The organism is Cupriavidus sp. a3, from assembly GCF_051015765.1.
Classification (GTDB): domain Bacteria; phylum Pseudomonadota; class Gammaproteobacteria; order Burkholderiales; family Burkholderiaceae; genus Cupriavidus; species Cupriavidus oxalaticus_A.
Map to the genome: position 1 here is coordinate 1,032,628 of NZ_CP170643.1, position 26,908 is coordinate 1,059,535.

Sequence of the window (26,908 nt, forward strand, 5' to 3'; positions counted from 1 at the left end):
GGGGTGCGGCGGCCTGCGCCTGGCGGCCTTGCGCCAGTGAAACCCCAAATTATACGGGGGCGGGCCGGTCGCTGCCTATTTTGCGGACAGCGGCCCCGGGCGGGAAAGGCTGGCTAAGGCAGGTGCGCGCCTGCATGCAGGGCAGTTTTCGCCGCTCGGATGTGACGGATCGGACAGGGCCGACCGGTATAATTGGCGCCATTCCACAAGGCCCCTCCGATGTCCGACCTGCTCGCCAACCTCAATGCCGAACAACTTGCCGCCGTCACACTGCCTGACGAGCCGGCGCTGATCCTGGCGGGCGCGGGCAGCGGCAAGACCCGCGTGCTGACCACGCGCATCGCCTGGCTGCTGCAGAACGGCCGGGTCTCGCCGGCGGGCATCCTGGCGGTGACCTTCACCAACAAGGCCTCGAAGGAAATGCAGACGCGGCTGCAGTCGATGCTGCCGATCAACACCCGCGGCATGTGGATCGGCACCTTCCACGGCCTGTGCAACCGCATGCTGCGCGCGCATTTCCGCGACGCCGGCTTGCCGCAGACCTTTGCCATCCTGGACAGCCAGGACCAGCTTTCGGCGCTCAAGCGGCTGCTTAAGTCGCTCAACGTCGACGACGAGAAGTACCCGGCCAAGAACCTGCAGTACTTCATCAACAACGCCAAGGAGCAGGGCCTGCGCCCGGCCGACGTCGAGGCCAACGACGACTTCAACAAGCGCTTCGTCGACCTCTACGCCGCCTACGACATGCAGTGCCAGCGCGAGGGCGTGGTCGACTTTGCCGAGCTGCTGCTGCGCTGCTACGAACTGCTGCGCTATAACGACGCGATCCGCCAGCACTACCAGCACCGCTTCCGCCATGTGCTGATCGACGAGTTCCAGGACACCAACGTGCTGCAGTACCAGTGGCTCAAGCTGCTGGCCGGCCACGGCACGCAGAACCCGGCCGCGGTCTTTGCCGTGGGCGACGACGACCAGAGCATCTACGCCTTCCGCGGTGCCAACGTCGGCAATATGCGCGACTTCGAGCATGAGTTCCGCGTGCGCCGGCTGATCAAGCTGGAGCAGAACTACCGCTCGCACGGGCATATCCTGGATTCTGCCAACCACCTGATCTCGCACAACGCGCGCCGCCTGGGCAAGAACCTGCGCACCGACGCCGGCCATGGCGAGCCGGTGCGCGTGTACCAGGCCGGCACCGACGGCCAGGAAGCGGGCTGGATCATCGAGGAAATCCGCGACCAGATCGCGCAGGGCGCCAGCCGCGCCGAGATTGCCATCCTGTACCGCAGCAACGCCCAGTCGCGCGTGATCGAACACGCGCTGTTCTCCGCCGGCATCCCGTACCGCGTCTATGGCGGCCTGCGCTTCTTCGAGCGCGCCGAAATCAAGCACGCGCTGGCGTATATGCAGCTGCTGGAAAATCCGCGCAACGATGCCGCCTTCGGCCGCGTGGTCAACTTCCCGGCGCGCGGCATCGGCGCGCGTTCGCTCGAGGTGCTGCAGGACATGGCGCGGCAGTACGATTGCGCGCTGTCCGAGGCCGTGGCCTACGTGCCCGGCGCGGCCGGCAGCAAGCTTGCCGCGTTCACGCGCCTGATCGACAAAATGCGCGACGACACCCGCCGCATGACGCTGGCCGAGACCGTCGAGTACATGATCAACACCAGCGGCCTGATTACCCACTACCAGGGCGAGAAGGAAGGCCAGGACCGCATCGAGAACTTGCAGGAACTGGTGACTGCCGCGCAGGCCTTCGTGGTGGAAGAGGGCTACGGGCTGGATGCGCTCGCTGCGGTGATTCCCGCGGATCGTGCGCCCGCCATGCCGGTGCTGGCCGACGGCGACCAGTCCCAGCAGGTGCTCGACCCCGAGGCGCTGCCGGTGGTGATGACACCGCTGGTCGCGTTCCTGACGCATGCCTCGCTGGAGGCCGGCGACAACCAGGCCCAGGCCGGCCAGGACGCGGTGCAGATGATGACGGTGCACGCGGCCAAGGGGCTGGAGTTCGATGTGGTCTTCATCACCGGGCTGGAAGAAGGGCTGTTCCCGCACGAGAACAGCATGATGGACCCCGACGGGCTGGAAGAAGAACGCCGCCTGATGTACGTGGCGATCACGCGCGCGCGCGAGCGCCTGTTCCTGTCGTTCGCGCAGAGCCGCGTGCTGCATGGCCAGACCAAGTACCACGTGCGCTCGCGCTTCTTCGAGGAACTGCCCGAGGAAGCGCTCAAGTGGCTGACGCCCGCGGTGCAGGGCTACGGCGGCGTACGCCGCCAGGAACGCGACAATGCCTGGGGCCGCGACTGGTTCCGCAAGCCGGAGGATGTTCCCTACACCGGCACGCGCCCGACCGGCGGCATGGACAAGGGCAACGGCTATGCCGACGCCAAGCGCGAGGCGGGCACCGGCTTGCGCGTGGGCCAGTCGGTGTTCCACAACAAGTTTGGCGAAGGCGTGATCACCGCGCTGGAGGGCGAAGGCAACGACGCCCGCGCCAATATCAAGTTCAAGCGCCACGGCGCCAAGTGGCTGGCGCTGTCGGTGGCGAAGCTGGACGCGATCGACTGAGCGGCGCCGGCCTTCCCGCCGCCGCTCACCGGGCTCAGGACAGGGCGTGCCGCACTTCGCCGGCCTTCGGGTCGGGAGTGTCCACGGTCAGCAACGGATTGATGAACAGCGACGCCACCGCGCCAACGCCCAGCAACGCCCCCGAGATCATGAACGGCAGGTCATAGCTGCCGGTCCGCTCGATCAGGTAGCCGAACACCACCGGCGACACCATGCCGGCCAGCCCGAAGCCGGTGTTCATCATGCCGCCGGCGGTGCCGGCGTACTTGCCGGCAATGTCCAGCGGCAGGCTCCACAGCACGGCATTGGTCAGCTCCAGGAAGAAGAACGACAGCGACAGCAGGATCACCGCGTTGACGGCATCGGCCGTGAAGGTCATCGGCGCGATGAACATCAGCGAGCCGGCCAGCCCGACGAACAGGATCGCGCCGCGCGCCAGGCGCAGGTTGCCGGTGCGCCGGTAGATGCGGTCCGACAGCACGCCGCCGAGGGTGTCGCCGACCACCCCCGCCATCAGCGGCAGCGCGGTGAACAGCGCCAGCTGCTTCAGGTCGAAGCCGCGCGCTTCCTTCAGGTACGACGGCAGCCAGGTCAGGTAGACCCACAGCGACCAGCCGTAGCAGAAGTCGACGAAGGTCACCAGCCACATGCGGCGGAACAGCCGGCGCCACGGCGTGGGTGCCTTGGCCGCCTGCTGCGAATCGCCGCGCCGGTAGCCGATCTCCTGCAGTTCTTCCGGCGTGACCCGCTTGTGCTTGTCGGGCGAGTCCTTGAACGTCAGCGCGTACAGCACGGTCCAGCCCAGGCTCACCGCACCCAGCACGACGAAGGCCTCGCGCCATCCCGCCGCGGCGACGATGGCCAGTACGATCGGCGGCGTGATCGCACCGCCCAGCCGCGCGAAGCTGTGCGTAATGCCTTGCGCGAAGCCGCGTTCGGCCACCGGCATCCAGTAGGTGAAAGCGCGCGTGGCGGTCGGAAACGCGCCGCCTTCGCCGATGCCCAGCACGAAGCGCAGCGCCACCAGCATCATCACGCTGCCGGCAAAGCCGGTCAGCACCGTGGCCACGCCCCAGATCAGCGACAGCACGATCAGCACCTTTTTGGGCCCGAACTTGTCGGACATCCAGCCGCCCAGGATCTGCATGGCGGCATAGGGATAGGCAAAGGCCGAGAACACCAGCCCGAGTTGCGAGGACGTCAGCCCCATCTCTTCGCGGATCAGCGGGGCGGCGACCGAGATGTTGACGCGGTCGATATAGGCGATGAAGTACATGAGGCACATGACGCCGAGGATCATGTGCCGGGTCTTGATGCGTTGCTGCATAACCACCTCCTATGCGCGGCGGGCGCGCGTGGCGTTGACGGGGCGGCGGCCGGCGCGTGGTCCATTGCCATGCGCTTGCGGCTCGCCGGAGCGCGCCAGCGATAAGTCCTGGCTGCGCTGCCCCGTCCTTGAGCAAACAGCTGTGTGTCTCTGTGCGTGTCTCCGGATGTCGTGGTAGCGGGGTGAGCGGGCTCCTTGGCGAAAGTTGGGGGAAGGGATGGGGTGTCAGCTCATGCAGGGTCCAGCAGCTTCAGCCGCTGCACCTTGCCGGAGGGCCCGCGCGGCAATTCCGCGATGAAGCGGAATTCCCGGGGCGTCTTGTAGCGGCCCAGCTCGCGCAGGCAGTGCGCGCGCAGCGCCGCGTCGTCGCAGGCCACGGCTTCGCGCCTGACGATGAAGGCGACGATCTCCTGCCCGTAGGCCGGGTCGGGCACGCCCACCGCCGCCGCTTCCAGCACGCCCGGATGGCGCAGCAGCGCTTCGTCGATCTCGCGCGGGGCGATGTTCTCGCCGCCCTTGATGATCAGTTCCTTGGCGCGGCCGGTGATGTAGAAGTAGCCCTCCGCATCGCGGTAGCCGAGGTCGCCGGTGCGCAGCCAACCGTCGGGCGTGAAGGCTTCGCGCGTGACCTCGGGCGCCTTGTAGTAGCCCGCCATCACGCTCTCGCCTTGCAGCACGATCTCGCCGATCTCGCCGTCGGGCAGCGGTCGCCCGTCGTGCCCCAGCACGCGAGCCTGCGTGCCGGAGGGCCGGCCGATGCTGCCGATGCGCCGCTGCTGCGGATCGAGCGGATTGCTGAACGCCGGCGCCGCGGTCTCGGTCATGCCCATGGTCTCGATCACGCCGATGCCGAAGCGCTGCTCGAACGCGCGGTGGTGCTCCGGCGGCAACGCGGCGGAAGCGGAGCGGCAGAAGCGCACGCCGGCCGGCGCACGGCCATCGGGATCGTTGAGCAGGTAGGCGATGATGGTCGGAACCACGTTGAGCCAGGTGCAGCCGTGGCGGGCAATGTCGTGCCAGAACGCACTGGCCGAGAAGCGCATCGGCATCACCACTGAGCCGCCATGTGCCAGCGGCGCGATCGCGGTCACCACCAGCCCATTGATGTGATACAGCGGCAGCGTGGCCAGCACGCGATCGCCCGCGCCGAGCGCATGCTCGCGGCTGACGCTGGCGCCGTTGGCGGCGAGGTTGCGGTGGGTCAGCAACACGCCCTTGGGTGTGCCCGTGGTGCCGGACGTGTACATCAGCAGCGCCGGGTGATGCGGCTGCGGTGGCGGAAGCGGAGCGGCACCGGGCTGCACTACCGGCAGCGCGGGCAGGGCGGTGTCGTCGGGCGCGGTGACCACCACTGGCACTTCCACGCCGGCTTCGGCCAGCGCCGTGCGGATCGCGGCTTCGCCTTCGGAGGAAGTGAAGACCAGCCGCGTGTCCGCGTGCCCGAGGATGTAGCGCAGCTGCGCGGGCTGGCACAGCAGGTTGATCGGATTGGCCACCAGCCCGCAGGCCATGGTGCCGAGCAGCAGCCGCGCGGTCTGCTCGCCGTTGGGCAGGTACACCGACACCGTCTGGCCGCTGCCGAGGCCGGCCTCGGCGTAGCGGCGGCCGAGCGCATCCGCGTCGGCGGCCAGGTCGCCGAAGCTGAGCGCGCGGCCGCTGTCGGGAGACAGCAGGTAGGCCTTGTCGGAAGCTTGCGCGGCACGGGCGGCCAGCAGCGTGGCCACGGTGTCGAGCACTTCGGGGCGGATGCGCGCGTTCATTGGCCGACCCTCGCGAAGTAGTCGCCCAGCAGCTCGCGCTCGTCGGGCACGCATTCGGCGATCGGTTCGGCGATGCGGGTGATGTTGAGGTATTGCCGCCAGCCGAGGTTGTCCGAAAAGTTGTTGCCGCCCCAGGTGCCGCAGCCCATCGACAGCGAGAACGGCAGGCCGTTGTCGAAATTGCCGCCGGTGGCGAAACAGTGCGCCTGGTTCACGATCACGCGCGCCACCGGCAGTTCCTGCCCGAGTTGCAGCGCCTGCCGCGGATCGGCCGTATGCAGCCCGACCGAGTGGCCCGCGCCCATGTAGTCGTAGAGGCTCGCCACGCGCGCCACGGCGGCGTTGTAATCGGCGGCGCGATAGAGCGTGAGCACCGGCGAGAGCTTTTCGCCGGAGAAGGGATAGTCGCTGCCGACGCCGGTCTCAGGCACCAGCAGCATGGTCGGCTGCAGCGCACGCACGCGCGCCAGGCCCGCCAGCTCGGCAATGCGCGGCGCGCTCTGGCCGGTCATGTCGCCGGCGAGCTTGCCGTGCCGCCACATCAGCGCCTGCAGCCGCGCCTTTTCCTCGGCGGTGAGCAGCACGCCGCCGACGGCGGCAAGCGCTTCGAGCATGGGCTGGTAGACCGCGTCGAGGATCACCAGGCTGTTCTCCGACGAGCAGCTGGTGGCGTTGTCGAAGGTCTTGGAGCGGACGATCTTTGCGGCCGCATCGCCCAACGCCGCGCTGGCATCGACGATGGCGGCCACGTTGCCCGCGCCGACGCCGAACGCCGGCGTGCCGCAGGTGTAGGCCATGCGCACGTTCGCCTGCGAGCCGGTGGCCACCACCAGGTCGGCCTGGCGCATCAGTTCGGCGGTCGAGGCCTTCGACACCGGCGCGGGCAGCATCTGCACCAGGTCGGCGGGCAGGCCGGCGCGCGCGAACTCGGCGTGGATGAACGACAGCAGCAGCTCGCATGTGCCCTGTCCCTTGGGAGAGGGCGCGACCACCACGCTGTTGCCGCACTTGAGCGCGTTGATAATCTTGTTGGCCGGCGTTGCCCCGGGGTTGGTCGACGGCGTGATCGCGGCGACCACGCCGACCGGCCGCGCGATCTCGGTGATGCCGGTGGCGGCGTCACGCGCGATCACGCCGACGGTCTTGCGTCCGTGCAGGTCGCGCAGCAGGCCCAGCGTCTTGCGATGGTTCTTGCGGATCTTGTCGTCGACGTTGCCAAGGCCGGTGTCGGCCACGGCCCGCTCGGCCAGTTGGCGGTTGCGCGCGGGCTCCATGATGGCCCACGCGGCGGCGGCCGCGGCGGTGTCGACGATGGCCTGGCCGGCACGCGCGAACGCGCGCTGCGCCTGCCGGGCGCGCGCCACGATCGCATCGACCTGGTCTTCCGGCACGGGCACATCGGTGGAATGGGACTGCTGGCGCTGCAGTATCTGCACACTCATGGATCGGCTCCGGGGTTGGGTCAGGTAGGTCCGCCGCGGCGGCCCCGAGTCGAATCTAGTGAACCCAAACCGGCATGCCGTCCCAATTTGTGCGCTTTCGCGAGCACGGCTGCGGGTTGCATCCGGTAGTGCAGATTTCGGGACGCCAACGCGTCCCGGAATCCGCTAAATTGCATCCATGAGTAATCACTCGAACGCCGCCGCGGTGCGCGCCTTCCGCATCCTGGAGATCCTGTCCGCCGCCGACGGGCCCATGCCGCTGTGCGCCATCGTTGAGGAAATCGGACTGCCCAAGCAGACCGTGCACCGCATCCTCAAGCAGCTGGAAAGCACCTGGCTGGTGTCGCGCACGGCGGGCAGCCCCGGCTATGAATGTTCGTCACGCGTGCGCCAGCTCGCGGTCAATGTGCTGATGCAGGCGGGGCCGGCCGCGGCGCGGCACGCGATCCTGCAGCAACTGGTCGACAAGGTCGGCGAGACCTGCAACCTGACCATGCTGTCGGGCGACGACGTGGTTTATCTGGACCGGGTCGAAACGCAATGGCCGCTGCGCATGCACCTGCAGCCGGGCTCGCGTGTGCCGCTGCATTGCACCGCCAGCGGGAAGCTGCTGCTGGCCTTTCTGCCGAGCGCGCAGCGCGAACGCCTGGTGGCCAACCTGCCGCTGCGCGCGCATTCGGCGCGTACCATCACCGACGCCGCGGCACTGCACGCGGAGCTGGCCGAGACGCGGCGGCGGCGCCTGGGCATCAACAACCAGGAAAACCTAGAGGGGATGATTGCGGTGGCGGTGCCGGTGATGCGCAACCGCAGCCGCGCCTGCGCGGCGATCGCGGTGCAGGCGCCGCTGGCGCGGATGACGATGGACCGGCTGATGGGATTCGTGCCCGACCTGCGCATGGCGGCGGACGCGATGGTGAAGACGTTTGGGGAGTAGACCGCGCTGCGGTGGTTTGCTCCCCTCTCACGCTTGCGGGAGAGGGAGAACACCTTGCTCAGGCTTGCTCGGGCTGCTTGGGAGCACCCAAAACCGCTCGCTCTTGCTTGGGTTTCAAACCGCCGGCGCCGTCGGCTCGACGCCCGGCGGCGTCACGTTGAAGCAACCGCGGTACGTCGCATAGAACGAGCAATACAAGATCGCCAGCATCAGCAGCGAATACGGCGTCACCAGGAACGACAGCACCGTCTCCGCCCCGAACGCGCTGAATACCGCCTCCAGGATAAACGGGATCGCCACCAGCAGCATCGCGAACAGCACGATATAGGTGAAGAACGCCCCGCGATTGCGCCAGCACGCGGTCCAGCTGAAGAACAGCGCCTTGACCGGTGGTACCCCGTGCCAGGCCGCCAGCAGCGGCGCGAACCAGAACATCATCGCGATCGGCGTGTACAGCAGCGCGCCGATCATCATTGCGTAGTAGAGCTGCCGCACCGCTTCGGCCGAGGGCGCTTCTTCCTTCAGCACGATCGGCACCAGCGCGCTCATGTCGACCACCGCGCCGGCGATCAGCCCCAGCATGAACACCAGCCCGGCGTAGATGCCGCCCAGAACCAGCAGGTTGCGCGTGGCTTCCTTGCCGTTGGCGCGAAAGCCCGCCAGCAGCACGGTGGGCAGCACGCGCTTGTTCTGGATCACGTCGCGGCACGCGGTCATTACGCCGACCGACAGGCCCGGCGTGACCACCAGCAGCGCGATGATGCCGATCAGCGGCACCACGATGGCCAGCTGCGCGGCGATCAGGTAGACGAACAGCAGCATCAGGAAAGTCAGCGGATTCTTGCGGAACAGCCAGATACCCTGGCGGAACCAGACGTAGCCTTCCTTGGCAGGAACTTCCAGTAGTTGCATGACGGATCAGATCCAGGGGAGCGGGCGCGCGGGACTGGTGTCCAGGCGCCGGCGCAGGATGCGTTCGAAATGAGTGGGATCGTGCGGCTGCAGCATGTCGGCCTCGCGCGGCAGGTAGAAGTCCCACAGCCGCGACACCCAGAAGCGCAGCGCGCCCGCGCGCAGCATGTCCTGCCAGTGCGCGGCCTCGGTGTCGCTCAGCGGCCTGACCGCATGATAAGCGCGCAGCATTGCCTGCGCCCGCGCGTGGTCGAGTTCGCCGCTGGCCAGGTCGATGCACCAGTCGTTGACGGTGACCGCCAGGTCGAACAGCCACTTGTCGTTGCCGGCGAAATAGAAGTCGAAGAAGCCGCCCAGACGGTGGCGTCCGCTGCCGTCTTCCTCGAACAGCACGTTGTCGCGGAACAGGTCGCAATGGCACGGGCCTTCGCCCAGGCTGGCGTAGTCGGCGCTGGCGAAGAACGCCGCCTGGTGCGCGATTTCCTGTTGCAGCAGGGTACGCTGGCCGGCGTCGAGGAAAGGCAGGATCTCGGGCTCGGTCTGCTGCCACCAGGCCAGGCTGCGCAGGTTGGGCTGGCGGCGCGGGTAGTCCTGGCCGGCCAGGTGCATGCGCGCCAGCATGTCGCCGACTTCGGCGCAGTGCTGCGCGTCCGGCGCCAGCTGCGAGGCGCCGGGCAGGCGCGTGACGATGGTGGCGGGCTTGCCCTTGAGCGGGCGCAGGATCTCGCCGTCGCGCGCCGGGATCGGCGCCGGCACGCGGATGCCGCGCTCGGCCAGGTGCGCCATCAGGTGCAGGTAATAGGGCAGCTGCGCGAACGACAGGCGCTCGAAGATGGTCAGCACGTACTGGCGTGCCTGGCCATCCTGCTCCATGGTAAGGAAGAAATTGCTGTTCTCGATGCCCGAGGCGATGCCGCGCAGTTCGCGCACTTCGCCAAGGTCGAAATCAAGCAGCCAGCTGGCGATCTCGTCCTGCGAGACCGTGGTGAATACGGCCATACTCGTTGTGTGAAGCGAATCGGAAAGCGGCGGCAAAACCAGGGCCGCCGCCGCGGCATGACTGCCGGAGGGCCGGCGCGGCCCGCTTACGCCGGGCCGTGGGTCAGCGTCCCGCCGCCGCTGCGGCAGGGCGCTTGCGTGGTCAGAATTTCAGGTTGACCGATGGTACGCGGTTGACATCGTGCTCGCGGATGCGCGGCGAGCTGTCTTCCGGCTTGCTCATCTCGTACTTGGTGCCGAAGCCGGACTTGACCTGGATATCGGTGGCGCGGCCCTTGTCGCGGTACTCGCGCACCTGCGTGCCGTCGCGCTCGTTGAGCTGGAAGCTCGGCTGGCGCGGCTGGTTCAGCTGCGTCTTGGCTGCCGGCGCGATCGGCTGGTTGTTGATCTGGTTCAGTTCCTGCTGCGACAGTGCGCTGCTTTCCTGGTTGCCCTGGGCCAGCACGGGCGCCGCCAGCGCAAATGTGGCGGTAGCCGCGGCCAGCAGGCGCAGGCCCGCGGGCAGGGGGTCGTCGGACCGGGCAGAACGGCACGACCGGGTGGAACGGGAGGTCATCAGGGGCTCCTGTGCGGCGTCGCGGCGCCCCAAGGGCAATAAGGGGCGGCGGGCGACGCCGCGGCATGCGGCGGTTGGCTGCAACCCGGCGGCGCCGGGCTTGGCAGAACGGACAGGTTCCATTCTAGCAATTCTGCCGTGCCCGGAGGCCGGGCCGTGCCCCGCGGCGCACCCGCGCAACGGCAGGAGTGCCTGACGCGTGGCTTGCGGCGCAAGCCGGCCGGGCCCAGGCCCGGCGGCGCGCTTACAGGTAGAACATCTCTTCCTTGGGCGGGATCGGCTTGTCGCCGCCACGGCGCTCGTAGTAGTCGTAGACCGCTTCGAGTACTTCATGCGGCTCGTCGACGATCTTCATCAGGTCGAGGTCGTGCTCGGCGATCAGGCCCATCGGCAGCAGCGTGAAGCGGAACCAGTCGAGCAGGCCCTTCCAGAAGCGGCTGCCGAACATGACCACCGGCACCGAGCGCGACTTGCCGGTCTGCACCAGCGTCAGCACCTCGGCCAGCTCGTCCAGCGTGCCGAAGCCGCCCGGCATCACGATAAAGGCGTCGGAGTTCTTGACGAAGGTGACCTTGCGCGTGAAGAAGTGGCGGAAGCGCATGGCAATGTCCTGGTACGGATTGCCCTGCTGCTCGTGCGGCAGTTCGATGTTCAGGCCCACGCTGGCAGACTTGCCGGCGTGCGCGCCCTTGTTGGCCGCTTCCATGATGCCGGGGCCGCCGCCCGAGATGACGGCGAAGCCGGCATCGGAGAACAGCCGCGCGATCTCGATGGTGCGCTGGTAGTAGGGCGAATCCTCGCGCAGGCGCGCGCTGCCGTAGATCGACACGGCCGGGCGGATCTCCGAGAGGTACTCGGTCGCCTCGATGAACTCTGCCATAATCGTGAACATTTGCCACGATGCGCGCGCCTTCTTCGCGGTCGCGCGGTCTTCGTCGGCCAGCGCACGCAGGCTGGGGATCATCTTGCGCGGATTGGCACGCGCCGCGGCGGCGGCGGCTTTTTCTGCGGCCACTTCAGGCGGATGGCCAGCGGCGGCGGCATCGGCCGCGGCGGCTACGGCTGCGGCGTGTTCGGACGCTGCCTCCGGCGGGGGTTGCACGGTATCGCCGGAGATATCGGATACATCCGGATCAGCAAGGGGGGCGGTCGAAGCACCGCCCGCAGCGGCACCAGTCAATTTTGAGTCCATGGGAATGTCGGATAGTCCAAAAACACTCTTGCTCGTCGACGGATCGAGCTATCTGTATCGCGCTTATCACGCTCTGCCGGACCTGAGGAATGGAGAGGGCCTGCCCACAGGGGCAATCTACGGCATGATCAACATGCTGCGCAAGCTGCGCAACGATTACCCGGCAGAGTATAGCGCCTGCGTGTTCGACGCAAAGGGCAAGACCTTCCGCGACGACATGTATCCGGCCTACAAGGAACACCGCCCGTCCATGCCGGAAGACCTGGCCCGCCAGATCGAGCCGATCCACGAGGCCGTGCGCGCGCTGGGCTGGCCGATCGTGGTGGTCGACGGCGTCGAGGCCGACGACGTGATCGGCACGCTGTCGCGCCAGGCCACCGAGCAGGGCGTGCGTACGGTTGTATCCACCGGCGACAAGGACCTGGCGCAGCTGGTCAACGACCAGGTCACGCTGGTCAACACCATGAGCGGCGAAGTGCTCGATCCCCCGGGCGTGGCGGCCAAGTTCGGCGTGCCGCCGGAGCGCATCATCGACTACCTGTCGCTGATCGGCGATGCGGTCGACAACGTCCCCGGCGTGCCCAAGGTCGGCCCCAAGACCGCGGTCAAATGGCTGTCCGAGCATGGCTCGCTCGACGGCGTGATGGCCGCCGCGCCGGGCATGAAGGGCGTGGTCGGCGAAAACCTGCGCAATACGCTCGACTGGCTGCCAATGGCGCGCAAGCTGGTCACGGTCAAGACCGACTGCGACCTGAGCAAGGCGGTGGCGGATTTCCACGCGCTGCGCGAGACCGGCGAGGACAAGGACAAGCTGGTCGAATTCTTCCAGCGCTACGGTTTCAAGACCTGGCTGCGCGAAGCCACGGGAGAACGCTTACCTGACGCGCGCGCGCAGGCCCGCGCCCGCGCGGCCGCGGCGCCGGCGCCGGCGCCGGCGCAGGGCGGCCTGTTCGATGCGCCGGCGGCGGCCACCGGCAATGTGGTCCAGGCAACGGAAGAGAGCGCGCCCACCGAGATCCGCCACGAGACGGTCACCACGCAGGGCATGCTGGAAGACTGGATGCGGCGCATCGAGGCCGCGCCGCTGGTGGCGATCGATACCGAGACCGATTCGCTCGATCCCATGCAGGCGCAGCTGGTGGGCATCTCGTTGTCGGCGACGCCGGGCGAAGCCTGCTACATCCCCGTGGCGCACCGCGGCCCGGACGTGGCCGGCCTGCCCGAGCACGGGCAGCTCTCGCGTGAATTCGTGCTGGAGCGCATGCGCGCCTGGCTCGAGGACGCCAGCCGCCCCAAGCTCGGCCAGAACCTGAAATACGACATCCACGTCTTCGCCAACCACGGCGTGACGCTGCGCGGCGTGGCGCACGACACCATGCTGCAGAGCTACGTGCTGGCCTCGCACCGCAACCACGGCATGGACAGCCTGGCCGAGCGGCTGCTCAACCTGAAGACCATCACCTACGAAGAGGTGTGTGGCAAGGGCGCCGGCCAGATCGGCTTCGACCAGATCGACCTGGCGCGCGCCACCGAGTACGCCGCCGAAGACGCCGACGTGACGCTGCGCCTGCATCGCAAGATGTTTCCGCAGGTGGAAGCGGCCGCAGGGTTGCGCCGCGTGTATGAAGAGATCGAGATGCCGGTCTCGGTGGTGCTGCAGAAGATCGAGCGCAACGGCGTGCTGATCGACGCCGAACGCCTGGCCGCGCAGAGCGCCGAGCTGGGCCAGCGCATGCTGGCGCTGGAGCAGTCCGCGTACGAGGCCGCGGGCCAGCCGTTCAACCTGGGCTCGCCCAAGCAGATCGGCGAGATCCTGTTCAACCAGATGAAGCTGCCGGTGGTGAAGAAGACCGCCAGCGGCGCGCCGTCGACCGACGAAGAGGTGCTGCAGAAGCTGGCCGAGGACTACCCCCTGCCCAAGCTGCTGCTCGACTACCGCGGCCTGGCCAAGCTCAAGTCCACCTACACCGACAAGCTGCCCAGGATGGTCAATGCGCGCACCGGCCGCGTGCACACCAGCTACGGGCAGGCCACCGCGGTGACGGGCCGGCTGGCATCGACCGAGCCCAACCTGCAGAACATCCCGGTGCGCACCGAGGAAGGCCGCCGCATCCGCGAAGCCTTTATCGCCGAGCCGGGCAGCGTGATCGTGTCGGCCGACTATTCGCAGATCGAGCTGCGCATCATGGCCCATATCTCCGGCGACGAGAACCTGCTGCGCGCCTTCGCCAACGGCGAGGACATCCATCGTGCCACCGCCGCCGAGATCTTCGGCGTGGAGCGCGACGCGGTCGGCAGCGAGCAGCGCCGCTATGCCAAGGTCATCAACTTTGGCCTGATCTATGGCATGAGCGCGTTCGGGCTGGCCAGCAACCTGGGCATCGAACGCGACGCGGCCAAGCACTATATCGACCGCTACTTCATGCGCTACCCCGGCGTGGCGCACTACATGGAAGAAACCCGGCAGACCGCGCGCGAGCAGGGCTATGTCGAGACCGTGTTCGGCCGCCGGCTGTGGCTGCCCGATATCAACGGCGGCAGTGGCCCGCGCCGCCAGGCCGCCGAGCGCGCCGCCATCAATGCGCCGATGCAGGGCACGGCCGCCGACCTGATCAAGCTGTCGATGATCGCGGTACAGGGCTGGCTGGAGCGCGACGGGCTGCAGACGCGCCAGATCATGCAGGTGCACGATGAACTGGTGCTGGAAGTGCCCGAGCATGAGCTGGAACTGGTGAAGGCGCGCCTGCCAGAGCTGATGTGCACGGTGGCGCAGTTGCGCGTGCCGCTGGTGGCCGAGGTGGGCAGCGGCGCCAACTGGGAAGAAGCGCACTGAAAGCGCAATGAAGTTGAGCTGACAACCCTCCCCCGCGTTTGCATGGCGGTATCGATTGAAGCGACTGCTGAGTCGTGTTATGCGGCTTGCCATGCATGCTGCAATGCAGCAGACTGTGGCCATGCCTCAGGCACGGATTTCACAATACGCACGGGTAGACCATGACAGAAGCAAAGGCGCACCGCATCGTTGTCGTCGGCGGCGGGGCAGGAGGGCTGGAACTGGTAACCAGGCTCGGCGACAAGCTTGGCAGGAAGGGAACGGCGCAGGTGGTCCTGGTGGACCGCTTGCCTACCCACATCTGGAAACCGCTGCTGCATGAAGTTGCCGCCGGCAGCATGGATCCCAACACGCACCAGCTCGAATACGCGGCGCAGGCGCGCTGGCACCATTTCGAGTTCCAGCAGGGCGAGCTGACCGGCATCGACCGCGCGCGCAAGACCATCGCCGTATCTGCCTGCAATGACCAGGACGGCGCCGAGCTGCTGCCCGCGCGCGAGTTGCCGTATGACACGCTGGTGCTGGCGATCGGCTGCGTCACGCATTTCTTCGGCGTGCCGGGCGCCGCCGAGAACGCCATCGCGCTCGATACCGTGGCGCAGGCCGAACGCTTCCGCAAGCGCCTGATCGCCGCCTGCGTGCGTGCGCAGAACGGGCGCGGGCGCATCGGCGAGGACGGCCGTCCGCGCGTTGACGTGGCCATCATCGGGGCCGGCGCCACCGGCGTCGAACTGTCGGCGGAGCTGCGCAACACCGCGCACGTGCTCAGCGCCTATGGCCTGCACCGCCTCGACCCGCGCCGCGACGTGCGCATCCACGTGGTCGAGGCCGGCCCGCGCATCCTGCCGGCGCTGTCGGAGCGCGTCTCGGCCGAGACCGCCAAGCTGCTGAAGAAGCTCGATGTCGATGTCTTTACCAGCGAGCGCGTGACCGAGGTCACGCCGCAGGCCGTGCTGACCGCCAGCGGCAAGACCATCGATGCCGACCTGACGGTGTGGGCCGCGGGCATTACCGCGCCGCAGGTGCTGGCCACGCTGGGCCTGCCGACCAGCCGCCAGGGGCAGATCGTGGTCGGCCCGACGCTGCAGAGCGAGGGCGATCCCGACATCTTTGCCTTCGGCGACTGCGCCAGCTGCCCGTGGCCGGAGAAGCAGACCTCGGTGCCGCCGCGCGCGCAGGCGGCGCACCAGCAGGCGACCTTCCTCTACCAGGCGCTGTGCGCGCGGCTCGAAGGCAAGCCGCTGCCGTCGTTCGCTTTCAAGGATTTTGGCTCGCTGGTGTCGCTGGGGCACTTCAGCGCGGTGGGCAGCCTGATGGGCGGGCTGATCGGCGGCTCGATGTTTATCGAAGGACTGATGGCGCGCGTCATGTACACCTCGCTGTACCGGATGCACGTGATGGCGCTGCACGGCGCGGTCGGCATGGCGCTGGACACCGTGTCGCACTGGCTGCGCAGCAAGACCAGCCCGCGGGTGAAGCTGCACTGAGGCAGCACTGGGAACATCGTGCAGGCATGAGCACGAAGCGTCATGTCTGCTTAGAATCGGTGGCTGGCGATTTTTGGCGCGCCAGCCACCCATGTTCCTGGAGACACGCATGCTCAAACCCGAAGTGGAAAGCCTCGTCCCCGGCCAGACCTTCGACCGCCGCGGCTTCGTCAAGACCGCGCTCGGTTCCGCCTTTGCCGCGGCTGCCTTGCCGGTGATGGCCCAGCAAGCCATCAAGACCGATTTCGCCGGCCTGACCGCGGGCGAGGTCACGATCCCGTCCGGCGGCTTCAGCATGCCCGCCTACCGGGCCCAGCCGGAAGGCAAGAAAAACCTGCCGGTGGTGCTGGTCGTCAGCGAGATCTTCGGCGTGCACGAATACGTCGCCGATATCTGCCGGCGCTTCGCCAAGCTCGGCTACCTGGCGATCGCGCCCGAACTGTTCGCGCGCCAGGGCGACCCGCAGAGCTTCGGTTCCATCCAGGAACTGCAGCGCGAGGTGATCGCCAAGGTCTCGGACGCCCAGGTCATGGGCGACCTCGACGCCGCGGTGGCCTGGGCGGGCGCCAATGGCGGCGACCGGTCGCGGCTCGGCATCACCGGCTTCTGCTGGGGCGGCCGCATCACCTGGCTGTTCGCGGCGCACAGCCGGCAGCTCAAGGCCGCCGTGGCCTGGTACGGCCAGCTGTCGCCAGAGCCCGCGCCGCTGAAGCCCAAGAACCCGATCGACCTTGTCGGCCAGCTGCATGCGCCGGTGCTCGGCCTGTACGGCGGCAAGGACACCGGCATCCCGCTGGAGCATGTGGAGAAGATGAAGGCGGCGCTGGCGGCTTCATCCGACCGGGACGCCAAAGGCTCGCGCTTCGTGGTCTATCCCGAGTCCGGCCATGCTTTCCATGCCGACTACCGGCCCAGTTACCGCGAAGCGGACGCCAGGGACGGCTGGCAGAAGGCGCTGGCCTGGTTCAAGCAGCACGGCGTAGCGTGATCCGTTCGGGGTGACTCGGTCGAGAGCAGGATTGCAAAGTCCCGGCGGATACGTACAATGCGGCCTTTGAGTTATTGCAACATTGTTGCGTTAGCCGCCCGGCGCAATGCGGGCGGAACGGCGGAGCTGCTTGCTGGATGGCTGAAAGGCCGCCAGCGTCGCCACCTGGGAGCCCATCATCCATTCGACGCTTTTGTATATCCTGCTCGCCGCCACGATCTCGGGCGTGGGCAGCATCTTCGGGGCGGCGCTGCTGTCGCTGACGGTGGCGTCCCGCGTGGTCGAGCGCATGGTGAGCTTCTCGGTGGGCGTACTGCTCGCCACGGCGCTGCTGCATTCGCTGCCGGAGGCGTTCGAGTCCGGCGCCGACCCGCGCGCGCTGTTCGGCACGCTGCTGGCGGGGCTGCTGGGCTTCTTCCTGCTGGAGAAGATCTCGCTGCTGCGCCACTCGCACCACCACGAGGGCGACGGGCACCACCACCATCACGGCCATGACCGCGAAGAGGCGGGGCGCAGCGGCCTGACCATCCTGGTGGGCGATACCTTCCACAACTTTGCCGACGGCATCGTGATCGCGGCGGCCTTCCTGGCTGACCCGCATATCGGCGTGGTCACCGCGCTGGCCATTGCCGCGCACGAAATCCCGCAGGAAGTGGGCGACTTCATCGTGCTGCTCAACGCGGGGTTCTCCAAGGCGCGCGCCTTCGCCTTCAACCTGCTGTCGAGCGTGGCGGCCATCGCCGGCGGCCTGGTCGGGTACTTCCTGCTCGACGAGATGAGCGGCTGGATCCCCTACGTGCTGGTGATCGCCGCCAGCAGCTTCCTCTATATCGCCGTCAGCGACCTGATGCCGCAGATGCAGCGCAAGCCGCGCTGGCGCGAGTCGGCGATCCAGGTAGTGCTGGTGGCGGCGGGGATTTCGGCGATCGTCTTTATCACCAACGGCGTGCACGAGCGGCACGGCCACGCGCACGGCAGCGCCGCGCCGGTGGCCACTTCGCACTGAGCTGCCGCTCGCGTCAGGCGGCGCCGGTCGCCACCGGGCGCGCCGGATCAGCGCACCATTCGCTCCACGAGCCCGGGTAGAGCGCCGCGCCGCCCAGGCCGGCTGCTTCCAGCGCCAGCAGGTTGTGGCAGGCCGTCACGCCGGAGCCGCACTGCATCACCGCCTGAGCGGGCGCGCGCTGGCCCAGCACCGCGCCAAACTCGGCGCGCAGCGTTTCCGGGGACTTGAAGCGACCTTGGGCGTCGAGGTTGTCCTTGAAGAAGCGGTTGACCGCCCCGGGGATACGGCCGCCGACCGGATCCAGCGTTTCGTTCTCGCCGCGGAAGCGGTCGGGCGCGCGTGCGTCGACCACCAGCAGCGCGGCGCGGCCGAGGTTGTCGAGCAGGTCGGCGGCGTCCACCGTCGGCACCAGCGACTCGCGGCGCGAAATCTTGCCGGGAAACTCCGGCTCCGGGGTGGCCTCATGCTCCAGCGGCATGCCTGCCTTGATCCAGGCATCCTTGCCGCCATCCAGCACCGCGACCTCGTCATGGCCGATCCAGCGCAGCAGCCACCACAGCCGCGCGGCGAACATGCCGCCCTGCGCGTCGTAAGCCACTACCGGGGTGTCGTCTTCCACGCCCAGCGCCTGCAGCCGCGCGACGAAGTCGTCGGCATCGGGCAGGGGGTGCCGGCCGTTGCTGCCGGTCTTGCGGCCCGACAGTTCGTTGTCCAGGTGCAGGTAGAACGCGCCCGGCAGGTGGCCGACGTGGTACGCCTCGCGCCCGGCGGCGGGGTTGGCCAGGTCGAAGCTGCAGTCGATCACGACGCAGCGGCCGTTGCCGGCCAGCAGCGCCTGCAGTGCGGTGACGGAAATCAGCGGTTTCTGCATGGGAATCCTGTAGCGAGCGAAGGGAACGAAAGCTTAACGGATGCTACACCTCGGGATGCACTTCCGCCTCGGGCGACTTGACCGGCGTGGCCGGTGTCGGCTTGGCGTCGGTGCCCTGGCGCGCGCGCATCAGCGTGGTGGCAATGCCGCTGGCAATGATCAGCCCCATGCCCAGCCACGACAGCCAGTTGAGCTTGTCGGACCAGATCAGCATGCCCCACACACTGGAAAAGACGATGCCGGCATATTGCAGGTTGGCGGTCAGAAGGGTGTTGCCGCGCTTGTAGGCGCGCGTCATCGCGGTCTGGCCCAGCGTCGCCAGGATGCCGATGGCCAGCAGCAGGCCAACGCCATACCAGGTATGCGGGCTGACGCCGGAAATCAGCATCCAGGCCAGACCGGCGATCATGCCGACCAGCGAGAAATAGAACACGATGCGGCCCTCGGGCTCGCCCAGCTGGCCGAGTTGGCGTACCTCGACGTAGGCCAGCGCGGTGAAGACCCCGGAGATCAGGCCGACCAGGCCGCCGGTGAGCTGGTCCTTGCCGACCGAGGGCTGCAGCAGGCAGATCACGCCGGCGAAGGACAGCAGGATCGCCAGCACCAGGCGCCGGTCGGCATTGCCGGCGGTGCCGGCCAGGGCGGCGCTGGCGCCGAGGATCAGCGCGATCCACACCGGCGACATGTAGTTCAGCGTCATCGCCGTCGCCAGCGGCAGCAGCGTGATCGAGGTGAACCACAGCATCAGCGCGGTCACGCCGAACACGCTGCGCTTGATATGCGACAGCATGTAGGGCGTGCGCACCGGCACGCCGCGCGACGACAGCAGCACCCACATGATGACCACGCTGATCAGCCCGCGGTAGAACACGATCTCGCCGGTGGTGTAAAGGTCGGATGCCAGCTTGACGCCCACCCCCATCAACGAGAACGAGAAGGCGGCGAACAGCATCCAGAGCGATTGCATGGCGGGGGCGGAGCGTGGAGTGGCGTGGTGTTGCGGGGGACTTGCGAAAGGCGCGGGCGGCGACGCCGCCGGCATTGCGGAGCAATGATTCTATCAGCGCACATCGCGCCCTAAAGCAAAACGGACCGCCGTGGCGGTCCGTGATGGCGCAAGCCGTGCGGTTATCGCACTAGCCCTGGTATGACATGGCGCGGCGATACCACTCGTGGAAGTGCTGCATGCCGTCTTCCATCGGCGACTGGTACGGCCCGACCTCGCTGGTGCCGCGCTTCAGCAGCGCCAGCCGGCCGGCATCCATGCGCTCGGCGATCTCGTCGTCCTCGACGCAGGTTTCCATATAGGCGGCGCGCTCGGCCTCGACAAACTCGCGCTCGAACAGCGCGATTTCCTCGGGATAGTAGAACTCCACCACATTGCGGGTCTTGCGCGGGCCCAGCGGGTGCAGCGTCGAGATCACCAGCACGTTCGGGTACCACTCCACCATGATGTTGGGGTAGTAGGTCAGCCAGATCGCGCCGTGCTTGGGCAGCACGCCGTTGTTGAAGCGCAGCACCGCGTCGTGCCATTTCTGGTACGTCGGGCTGCCGGGGCGCTTCAGGCCCGCGTGCAGGCCCACGGTCTGCACGCTGTGCCATTCGCCGAACTCCCACTTCAGGTCGTCGCACGAGACAAAGCTGCCGAGCCCCGGGTGGAACGGCACGACGTGGTAATCCTCCAGGTAGACCTCGATAAAGGTCTTCCAGTTGTAGTCACAGTCATGCACTTCGACGTGGTCGAGCATGTAGCCGTCGAATTTCAGGTCCTGCGCCACGCCCAGCCTGGCCAGGTCGGCGCGCACGTCGCGCTTGCCGTCGAACAGCAGACCGTTCCAGTTCTGCAGCGGCGAGCGCTTCAGGTGCAGGCATGGCTGCTGGTCGAAATGCGGCGCGCCGAGCAGTTCGCCCTTGAGGTCGTAGGTCCAGCGGTGCAGGGGGCAGACGATGTTCTGCTTGTTGCCGCGGCCATTGAGCATGATGGCCTGGCGGTGGCGGCACACGTTGGACATCAGTTCCACGCCGGCGGCATTGCGCACCAGCATGCGGCCCTCGTCCTCGGCCTTGAGCGTGTGGTAGTCGCCGACCTCGGGAACCATCAGTTCGTGGCCGACGTAGCCGGGACCTTGCCTGAACAGCAGTTCCAGTTCTTGTTGGTGCAGCGTTTCGTCGAAGTAGACGCCGACGGGCAGTTGCGTATCAGCCGGCGCCAGCTTAAGCGCGGTGCTGAGATTGGACATTATCCCCACTCCCAGATGAACAGGTGAAAGCAGTGAACAACCCAACCATCGAAAATTGAATCGATTTGGGAAAGACAGCCGCGGGTTGGCGAGGATGCGTCAGACCCTCGCGGCGAACGGGGGATTGTACCCGAGCCAAAAAGTTAAGGGACTGATTTTTTTGCCTTTTTAGCGAAAAAGTCGACCCGGGTCGTCATCGGGGTGCCGTACCGGCCGCATTCGGAAAGACGACCCAAGCGCACAAGTCACATACGCCCCGGCTGCACTCCGTCGGCACGCGGTTGGCGTCCACTCCCGCATGCTCAAGGATGGGGCAAGCGCCGGCTTTGGCGTAAAATCCGGGCTTCATCATCCGGGTTTTGCCCCCGGCGCCATATTCTCAGGGCCCTACATGCCAAAGACGACGACCGCTGCGGTCCAGACCGAAGACACCACCACGGCCTCCGTGCCGCCCGCTTCCTATGAAGCGGCGATGGCCGAACTCGAGACCCTGGTGGCCAGCATGGAGAGCGGCGAACTGCCGCTCGAGGCCTCGCTGGCGGCCTACCGCCGCGGCGCCGAGCTGGTGCGCTACTGCCAGCAGAAGCTGGAGCGCGTCGAGCAGCAGGTCAGGGTGCTGGAGGGCGAGGTACTGAAGCCGCTCGCCGGCGAAGGCAACGGCGGCAACGGGATCAATGGCGCGCAGGGGGCGGACGAGGCATGACCGATTTCGCCCAGTGGATGCAGGGGCAAAGCGCCCGTACCGAAGCCGCACTGCAAGCAGCGTTGCCAGATGCCAACACCGTGCCGCATACGCTGCACGAAGCGATGCGCTATGCTGCACTGAGCGGCGGCAAGCGCGTGCGGCCGCTGTTAGTGCACGCTGCCGGCGAGGTCAGCGGGGCCGACCCCGCCGCCTGCGATGCCGCGGCCTGCGCGCTGGAGATGATCCACGCCTACTCGCTGGTCCACGACGACATGCCGTGCATGGACGACGATGACCTGCGCCGTGGCCGGCCTACCGTGCACAAGGCCTACGACGAGGCCACTGCGCTGCTGGTGGGCGACGCGCTGCAGACCCAGGCCTTCATCGTGCTGGCCGGCGCCGAGGTTCTGACACCCGCGGCACGGCTGAAGCTGGTGGCGGAGCTGGCGCAGGCGTCGGGCTCGACCGGCATGGCCGGCGGCCAGGCGATCGACCTGCAGAACGTGGGCCGCGCGATGACGCGCGACGCGCTCGAGGCCATGCACCGGATGAAGACCGGTGCGCTGCTGCGCGCCAGCGTGCGCATGGGCGCGTTGTGTGGCGAAATCGACGCCGGCGGGCTGGCCGAGCTGGACAAGTATGCGGCGGCGGTGGGATTGGCGTTCCAGGTGGTTGACGATATTCTGGACGTCACCGCGGATACCGCCACGCTGGGCAAGACCGCCGGCAAGGACGCCGCGCACGACAAGCCGACCTACGTGTCGCTGATGGGGCTGGCAGCGGCGCGCGACCTGGCCGGGGCGTTGCGCACCGAGGCGCATGCAGCGCTGGCCGGCTTCGGCAGCCGCGCAGCCCGCCTGGCCGACCTGGCGGACCTGATCGTGCTGCGCACACACTGAAATGACGAGCCGGACGAAAGAAACCGGTGGCCGAACGGAAATCATGACCTACGCACTCCTCAAGAAGATTGACGCCCCCGCAGACCTGCGCAAGCTCGACCGTCGCGAACTCCAGACGCTTGCGGATGAACTGCGCGCCTACGTGCTGGAGTCGGTCTCGCAGACCGGCGGCCACCTGTCTTCGAACCTCGGCACGGTCGAGCTGACCATCGCGCTGCACTACGTCTTCAACACCCCCGATGACCGGCTGGTGTGGGACGTGGGCCACCAGAGCTACCCGCACAAGATCCTGACCGGGCGCCGCGAGCGCATGGGCACGCTGCGCCAGTGGGGCGGCATCTCGGGCTTCCCGCGCCGCAGCGAGAGCGAGTACGACACCTTCGGCACCGCGCATTCGTCGACGTCGATCTCGGCAGCGCTGGGCATGGCGCTGGGCGCGCGCACGCTGGGCGAAAAGCGCGTCTCGGTGGCGGTGATAGGCGACGGCGCCATGACCGCGGGCATGGCCTTCGAGGCGCTGAACAACGCCGGCGTGTACAAGGACCTGCCGCTGGTGGTGGTGCTCAACGACAACGACATGTCGATCTCGCCGCCGGTGGGCGCACTCAACCGGCACCTGGCCCGGCTGCTGAGCGGCCAGTTCTATGCCGCCACCAAGAAGGGCATCGAGAAGGTGCTGTCGGTGGCGCCGCCGGTGCTGGAATTCGCCAAGCGCTTCGAGGAACACGCCAAGGGCATGATGGTGCCGGCGACGCTGTTCGAGGAATTCGGCTTCAACTACATCGGCCCGATCGACGGCCACGACCTGAACTCGCTGGTGCCGACGCTGCAGAACATCCGCGAGCGCGCGCTGGAAGGCGCGGGCCCGCAGTTCCTGCACGTCGTGACCAAGAAGGGCCAGGGCTACAAGCTGGCCGAGGCCGACCCGATCCTGTACCACGGCCCGGGCAAGTTCAACCCCGCGGAGGGCATCCGCCCGGCCGCCAAGCCGGCGCGCAAGACGTATACGCAGGTGTTCGGCGACTGGCTGTGCGACATGGCCGCCGCCGACAAGCGGCTGGTCGGCATCACCCCGGCGATGCGCGAAGGCTCGGGCATGGTCGAGTTCGAGAGGCGCTTCCCGGACCGCTACTACGACGTCGGCATCGCCGAGCAGCACGCGGTGACCTTCGCCGGCGGCCTGGCCTGCGAGGGCCTGAAGCCAGTGGTGGCGATCTACTCCACCTTCCTGCAGCGCGGCTATGACCAACTGATCCACGACGTGGCGCTGCAAGGCCTGCCGGTGGTGTTCGCGCTGGACCGCGCCGGTCTGGTCGGCGCAGACGGCGCCACCCATGCGGGTGCCTACGATATCGCCTACCTGCGCTGCATCCCCAACATGATGGTGATGACGCCGTCGGACGAAAACGAGTGCCGCCAGCTGCTGACCACGGCGTTCCACCAGGATTGCCCGACCGCGGTGCGCTATCCGCGCGGCACCGGCCCGGGCGCGGCAATTGCCGCCGAACTCGCCGGCGTACCGGTCGGCAAGGGCGTGGTGCGCCGCGAAGGCGCTGCGCGCGCCGGCCAGCGCGTCGGCTTCCTGGCCTTCGGCTCGATGCTGCATCCGGCCCTGGGCGCCGCCGAGGCGCTGGATGCGACCGTTGCCGACATGCGCTTCGTCAAGCCGCTCGACGTGGAACTGGTCAAGCGCCTGGCCGCCGGGAACGACTTCCTGGTCACGGTGGAAGAGGGCAGCGTGATGGGCGGTGCGGGCAGCGCCGTGCTTGAGGCGCTGGCCGAAGCCGGCATCGATATCCCGGTGCTGGTGCTGGGCCTGCCCGACCGCTTCGTCGACCATGGCGACCCGGCCTACCTGCTGCAGCAGTGCGGGCTCGACGCGGCCGGCATCGAGCGCTCGGTGCGGCAGCGCTTCGGCCTGGACCAGCCCAAGGTCTCGGTCGCTTCGCGCGTGGCCTGACCGCTGCCGGAGTGATCCCCGGCGGCTGGCCGGGATTACCTGTGCCGGCCAGGGGGATTTGGCCCTCGGCAACGAGTGCGTCCAAATTCCCTTAAACTCCCCCTTTTTGTGTTCGCAGCTGCGGGTCGGCGCGCCCTGTGCCGGGTCCCGTGGTTTCACACTCGTTGCGCGGCATGGATGGACTGCGAAAATGCCGCGACCGTAAGGACCTGTGCCAAGCGCTCAAATGCTCAAACGCTCAAACGCTGGTGCAGCCCTGGAGGAAACCGTAGATGAATGACATCAATCCCGCCTTCGTGATGCCCGACGTCCAGTCGAGCCTCGACACCCGCCAGATCCCCATCCAGCGCGTCGGTGTCAAGGGCGTGCGATATCCCGTGACCCTGAAGACCCCGGCCGGCATCATGCCGAGCGTGGGTACCTTCAACCTCGACGTGCACCTGCCGGCGGACCAGAAGGGCACGCATATGTCGCGCTTCGTCGCGCTGCTGGAAGAAGAGCGCGCGCCGCTGGAGCTGGCCAGCTTCTGCCTGCTGCTCGGCAAGATGCTGGAAAAGCTGGAAGCCGAGGCGGGCCGCATCGAGGTCACCTTCCCGTACTTCATCAGCAAGATCGCGCCGGTGTCGGGCGTGGAGTCGCTGCTGGACTATGAGGTCACGCTGACCGGCGAAGTGCGCAACGGCCAGACGCGCGTGTTCCTGAAGGCGATGGTGCCGGTGACCAGCCTGTGCCCGTGCTCGAAGAAGATCTCGCAGTACGGCGCGCATAACCAGCGCTCGCATATCACGATGGACGTGGAACTGGCTGCGGAACTGCCGGTGGAAGCGCTGGTGCGGATGGCCGAGGAAGAGGCGTCGTGCGAACTGTGGGGGCTGCTCAAACGCCCGGACGAGAAGTTCGTCACCGAGCGCGCGTACGAGAACCCCAAGTTCGTCGAAGACCTGGTGCGCGATATCGCGATGCGGCTGAATGCGGATGAGCGCATCGTGGCCTATGTACTGGAAGCGGAGAACTTCGAGTCGATCCACAACCACAGCGCGTATGCGGTGATCGAGCGGGACAAGCGGGTGAACTGATCCCCCAAGTTGCTGAAACGAAGAAGCCACCGCACGCGGTGGCTTCTTCCTTTGGCGAGGGAACCGTCAGGCCGCGGACGGCAGCCGGATATCCGCCAGGTCCCACCTCGGCGTCACGCCATAGCCGTACTCGCGCCGCGCCAGTTCCGGCGCCGCCTGCAGGCGCATCGCGCCGGCAAATGCAATCATCGCGCCGTTATCGGTGCAGAACGCCAGGTCCGGGTAATACACGTCGATCCTGCGCTGCCTGCCGAGCAGGTCCAGCCGCTCGCGCAGCTGCCGGTTGGCGCCGACGCCGCCGGCCACCACCAGCCGCTTGTGGCCGGTCTGCTTCAGCGCCGCGAACGACTTCGCCGCCAGCACATCGACGATCGCTTCGACAAAGGCGCGCGCCAGGTTGGCGCGGTCCTGCTCGCAGGTATTGGACAGCTTGCGGGTTTGCGTCAGCACCGCGGTCTTCAGCCCCGCGAAGGAAAAATCGAGATTGCCCGAATGCAGCATCGGCCGGGGCAGCGCGAACGCGCCGGGCGTGCCGAACTCGGCCATTCGTGATACTTCCGGCCCGCCGGGATAGCCCAGGCCGAGCAGCTTGGCGGTCTTGTCGAAGGCCTCGCCGGCGGCATCGTCCAGCGTCTCGCCCAGCAGCGTGTAATCGCCGACGCCGCGCACGTCCATCAGCTGGGTATGCCCGCCGGACACCAGCAGCGCCACGAACGGGAACGGCGGCGGCTCGCGCGTCAGCAGCGGCGACAGCAGGTGGCCTTCGAGATGGTGCACGCCGACCATCGGCACGTTCAGCGCAAAGCCCAGCGCATTGGCGACCGAGGCGCCGACCAGCAGCGCGCCGGCAAGACCCGGCCCCTGGGTAAAGGCGATGGCGTCGATGTCCCGGCGGGTGCGGCCGGCATCGGCCAGCACCTGTTCGAGCAGCGGCAGCACACGGCGGATATGGTCGCGCGAGGCAAGTTCGGGGACCACGCCACCATAGTCGCGGTGCATGGCGATCTGCGAATGCAGTGCATGCGCCAGCAGGCCGGCCTCGGTGTCGTAGAGGGCCAGCCCGGTTTCGTCGCAGGAAGATTCGATGCCGAGGACAAGCATGAGGAAGAAGCCAAAGGCCGCAGCGAAAGGCGAAACGGCCGTCGAAACAACAGGTTGCAGGAAGCGCGC

21 protein-coding genes are annotated in these 26,908 nt (G+C 67.6%); 10 read left to right on the forward strand and 11 right to left on the reverse strand.

Annotation, left to right across the window (positions count from 1 at the left end):
• Positions 1-219: 219 nt before the first annotated feature.
• Entirely contained in the window at positions 220-2,568 is a 2,349-nt protein-coding gene (locus ACAD63_RS04880; protein ID WP_195427335.1) for a UvrD-helicase domain-containing protein, read from the forward strand.
• A gap of 34 nt (positions 2,569-2,602) precedes the next feature.
• Here the strand turns inward: ACAD63_RS04880 and ACAD63_RS04885 are convergent, their stop codons facing one another.
• From ACAD63_RS04885 to sauS, 3 genes are all read right to left on the reverse strand, one after another.
• Positions 2,603-3,895, reverse strand: coding sequence for an MFS transporter (locus ACAD63_RS04885; protein WP_135705649.1), 1,293 nt, complete (start codon positions 3,893-3,895; stop codon positions 2,603-2,605).
• 230 nt (positions 3,896-4,125) lie between these two features.
• Positions 4,126-5,655, reverse strand: coding sequence for an acyl--CoA ligase (locus ACAD63_RS04890; RefSeq protein WP_135705647.1), 1,530 nt, complete (start codon positions 5,653-5,655; stop codon positions 4,126-4,128).
• Positions 5,652-7,097 carry an acylating sulfoacetaldehyde dehydrogenase gene (gene sauS / locus ACAD63_RS04895; RefSeq protein WP_135705646.1) on the reverse strand — a complete coding sequence of 482 codons (1,446 nt, stop codon included), beginning with the start codon at positions 7,095-7,097 and terminating at the stop codon, positions 5,652-5,654. The genes ACAD63_RS04890 and sauS overlap by 4 nt, the downstream gene beginning before the upstream one ends.
• Before the next feature lie 178 nt (positions 7,098-7,275).
• Here sauS and ACAD63_RS04900 point away from each other — a divergent pair, with 178 nt between their 5' ends.
• Positions 7,276-8,034, forward strand: a complete 759-nt coding sequence (locus tag ACAD63_RS04900) for an IclR family transcriptional regulator (protein ID WP_195427337.1) — start codon at positions 7,276-7,278, stop codon at positions 8,032-8,034.
• 114 nt (positions 8,035-8,148) lie between these two features.
• On the opposite strand, the gene ACAD63_RS04905 is transcribed toward ACAD63_RS04900, so the two are convergent.
• The 4 genes from ACAD63_RS04905 to ACAD63_RS04920 all read right to left on the reverse strand — a co-directional run bounded on the left by ACAD63_RS04905 (position 8,149) and on the right by ACAD63_RS04920 (position 11,693).
• Complete coding sequence (locus ACAD63_RS04905) at positions 8,149-8,946, reverse strand: BPSS1780 family membrane protein (RefSeq protein ID WP_133097418.1); 798 nt, start codon at positions 8,944-8,946, stop codon at positions 8,149-8,151.
• Positions 8,947-8,952: 6 nt separating this feature from the next.
• Complete coding sequence (locus tag ACAD63_RS04910) at positions 8,953-9,945, reverse strand: homoserine kinase (protein ID WP_133097419.1); 993 nt, start codon at positions 9,943-9,945, stop codon at positions 8,953-8,955.
• A 142-nt stretch (positions 9,946-10,087) separates the two neighbouring features.
• The gene (locus ACAD63_RS04915; protein WP_434033512.1) at positions 10,088-10,501 is read right to left on the reverse strand and encodes a hypothetical protein; all 414 of its coding nucleotides are present in this window, start codon (positions 10,499-10,501) and stop codon (positions 10,088-10,090) included.
• 244 nt (positions 10,502-10,745) lie between these two features.
• Positions 10,746-11,693: a TIGR00730 family Rossman fold protein gene (locus tag ACAD63_RS04920; protein WP_232353319.1), complete on the reverse strand. Its 948-nt coding sequence runs from the start codon at positions 11,691-11,693 to the stop codon at positions 10,746-10,748.
• 4 nt (positions 11,694-11,697) lie between these two features.
• Between ACAD63_RS04920 and polA the strand changes: the two genes are divergently transcribed.
• The 4 genes from polA to ACAD63_RS04940 all read left to right on the forward strand — a co-directional run bounded on the left by polA (position 11,698) and on the right by ACAD63_RS04940 (position 18,007).
• Positions 11,698-14,526 carry a DNA polymerase I gene (polA, locus tag ACAD63_RS04925; RefSeq protein ID WP_434033513.1) on the forward strand — a complete coding sequence of 943 codons (2,829 nt, stop codon included), beginning with the start codon at positions 11,698-11,700 and terminating at the stop codon, positions 14,524-14,526.
• Between the two features lie 161 nt (positions 14,527-14,687).
• Positions 14,688-16,013 carry an NAD(P)/FAD-dependent oxidoreductase gene (locus tag ACAD63_RS04930; RefSeq protein WP_135705643.1) on the forward strand — a complete coding sequence of 442 codons (1,326 nt, stop codon included), beginning with the start codon at positions 14,688-14,690 and terminating at the stop codon, positions 16,011-16,013.
• 109 nt (positions 16,014-16,122) lie between these two features.
• Entirely contained in the window at positions 16,123-17,001 is an 879-nt protein-coding gene (locus ACAD63_RS04935) for a dienelactone hydrolase family protein (protein ID WP_434033514.1), read from the forward strand.
• A 193-nt stretch (positions 17,002-17,194) separates the two neighbouring features.
• Positions 17,195-18,007, forward strand: a complete 813-nt coding sequence (locus ACAD63_RS04940; protein ID WP_218959477.1) for a ZIP family metal transporter — start codon at positions 17,195-17,197, stop codon at positions 18,005-18,007.
• A gap of 13 nt (positions 18,008-18,020) precedes the next feature.
• Here the strand turns inward: ACAD63_RS04940 and ACAD63_RS04945 are convergent, their stop codons facing one another.
• The 3 genes from ACAD63_RS04945 to ACAD63_RS04955 form a co-directional block, all read right to left on the reverse strand.
• Positions 18,021-18,878, reverse strand: coding sequence for a sulfurtransferase (locus ACAD63_RS04945; RefSeq protein ID WP_135705641.1), 858 nt, complete (start codon positions 18,876-18,878; stop codon positions 18,021-18,023).
• A gap of 43 nt (positions 18,879-18,921) precedes the next feature.
• Positions 18,922-19,845 (reverse strand): DMT family transporter, encoded by a 924-nt coding sequence (locus ACAD63_RS04950; RefSeq protein WP_133093092.1) that lies wholly within the window; start codon positions 19,843-19,845, stop codon positions 18,922-18,924.
• A gap of 169 nt (positions 19,846-20,014) precedes the next feature.
• A complete protein-coding gene (locus ACAD63_RS04955; protein ID WP_135705639.1) occupies positions 20,015-21,118 on the reverse strand; it encodes an aromatic ring-hydroxylating oxygenase subunit alpha in 1,104 nt (367 codons plus the stop codon).
• 391 nt (positions 21,119-21,509) lie between these two features.
• On the opposite strand from ACAD63_RS04955, the gene ACAD63_RS04960 reads away from it, so the two are divergent.
• From ACAD63_RS04960 to folE2, 4 genes are all read left to right on the forward strand, one after another.
• Positions 21,510-21,821, forward strand: coding sequence for an exodeoxyribonuclease VII small subunit (locus ACAD63_RS04960; RefSeq protein ID WP_133093090.1), 312 nt, complete (start codon positions 21,510-21,512; stop codon positions 21,819-21,821).
• Entirely contained in the window at positions 21,818-22,702 is an 885-nt protein-coding gene (locus ACAD63_RS04965; RefSeq protein ID WP_135705637.1) for a polyprenyl synthetase family protein, read from the forward strand. The genes ACAD63_RS04960 and ACAD63_RS04965 overlap by 4 nt, the downstream gene beginning before the upstream one ends.
• 43 nt (positions 22,703-22,745) lie before the next feature.
• Complete coding sequence (gene dxs, locus ACAD63_RS04970) at positions 22,746-24,662, forward strand: 1-deoxy-D-xylulose-5-phosphate synthase (protein WP_133093088.1); 1,917 nt, start codon at positions 22,746-22,748, stop codon at positions 24,660-24,662.
• 272 nt (positions 24,663-24,934) lie between these two features.
• Positions 24,935-25,738: a GTP cyclohydrolase FolE2 gene (gene folE2, locus ACAD63_RS04975; protein ID WP_434033515.1), complete on the forward strand. Its 804-nt coding sequence runs from the start codon at positions 24,935-24,937 to the stop codon at positions 25,736-25,738.
• Between the two features lie 66 nt (positions 25,739-25,804).
• Here the strand turns inward: folE2 and tsaD are convergent, their stop codons facing one another.
• Positions 25,805-26,839 (reverse strand): tRNA (adenosine(37)-N6)-threonylcarbamoyltransferase complex transferase subunit TsaD, encoded by a 1,035-nt coding sequence (gene tsaD, locus ACAD63_RS04980; RefSeq protein WP_434033516.1) that lies wholly within the window; start codon positions 26,837-26,839, stop codon positions 25,805-25,807.
• Positions 26,840-26,908 lie beyond the last annotated feature (69 nt).

Bases quoted from the DNA above. Each gene is read 5' to 3' on its own strand.
- ACAD63_RS04935 (WP_434033514.1), top strand. From the start codon at position 16,123: ATGCTCAAACCCGAAGTGGAAAGCCTCGTCCCCGGCCAGACCTTCGAC.
- ACAD63_RS04910 (WP_133097419.1), bottom strand. From the start codon at position 9,945: ATGGCCGTATTCACCACGGTCTCGCAGGACGAGATCGCCAGCTGGCTG.
- dxs (WP_133093088.1), top strand. From the start codon at position 22,746: ATGACCTACGCACTCCTCAAGAAGATTGACGCCCCCGCAGACCTGCGC.
- ACAD63_RS04965 (WP_135705637.1), top strand. From the start codon at position 21,818: ATGACCGATTTCGCCCAGTGGATGCAGGGGCAAAGCGCCCGTACCGAA.
- folE2 (WP_434033515.1), top strand. From the start codon at position 24,935: ATGAATGACATCAATCCCGCCTTCGTGATGCCCGACGTCCAGTCGAGC.
- sauS (WP_135705646.1), bottom strand. From the start codon at position 7,097: ATGAGTGTGCAGATACTGCAGCGCCAGCAGTCCCATTCCACCGATGTG.
- ACAD63_RS04955 (WP_135705639.1), bottom strand. From the start codon at position 21,118: ATGTCCAATCTCAGCACCGCGCTTAAGCTGGCGCCGGCTGATACGCAA.
- ACAD63_RS04885 (WP_135705649.1), bottom strand. From the start codon at position 3,895: ATGCAGCAACGCATCAAGACCCGGCACATGATCCTCGGCGTCATGTGC.
- ACAD63_RS04950 (WP_133093092.1), bottom strand. From the start codon at position 19,845: ATGCAATCGCTCTGGATGCTGTTCGCCGCCTTCTCGTTCTCGTTGATG.
- ACAD63_RS04905 (WP_133097418.1), bottom strand. From the start codon at position 8,946: ATGCAACTACTGGAAGTTCCTGCCAAGGAAGGCTACGTCTGGTTCCGC.
- ACAD63_RS04880 (WP_195427335.1), top strand. From the start codon at position 220: ATGTCCGACCTGCTCGCCAACCTCAATGCCGAACAACTTGCCGCCGTC.
- ACAD63_RS04930 (WP_135705643.1), top strand. From the start codon at position 14,688: ATGACAGAAGCAAAGGCGCACCGCATCGTTGTCGTCGGCGGCGGGGCA.
- ACAD63_RS04960 (WP_133093090.1), top strand. From the start codon at position 21,510: ATGCCAAAGACGACGACCGCTGCGGTCCAGACCGAAGACACCACCACG.
- ACAD63_RS04900 (WP_195427337.1), top strand. From the start codon at position 7,276: ATGAGTAATCACTCGAACGCCGCCGCGGTGCGCGCCTTCCGCATCCTG.
- tsaD (WP_434033516.1), bottom strand. From the start codon at position 26,839: ATGCTTGTCCTCGGCATCGAATCTTCCTGCGACGAAACCGGGCTGGCC.
- ACAD63_RS04915 (WP_434033512.1), bottom strand. From the start codon at position 10,501: ATGACCTCCCGTTCCACCCGGTCGTGCCGTTCTGCCCGGTCCGACGAC.
- ACAD63_RS04890 (WP_135705647.1), bottom strand. From the start codon at position 5,655: ATGAACGCGCGCATCCGCCCCGAAGTGCTCGACACCGTGGCCACGCTG.
- ACAD63_RS04920 (WP_232353319.1), bottom strand. From the start codon at position 11,693: ATGGACTCAAAATTGACTGGTGCCGCTGCGGGCGGTGCTTCGACCGCC.
- ACAD63_RS04945 (WP_135705641.1), bottom strand. From the start codon at position 18,878: ATGCAGAAACCGCTGATTTCCGTCACCGCACTGCAGGCGCTGCTGGCC.
- polA (WP_434033513.1), top strand. From the start codon at position 11,698: ATGTCGGATAGTCCAAAAACACTCTTGCTCGTCGACGGATCGAGCTAT.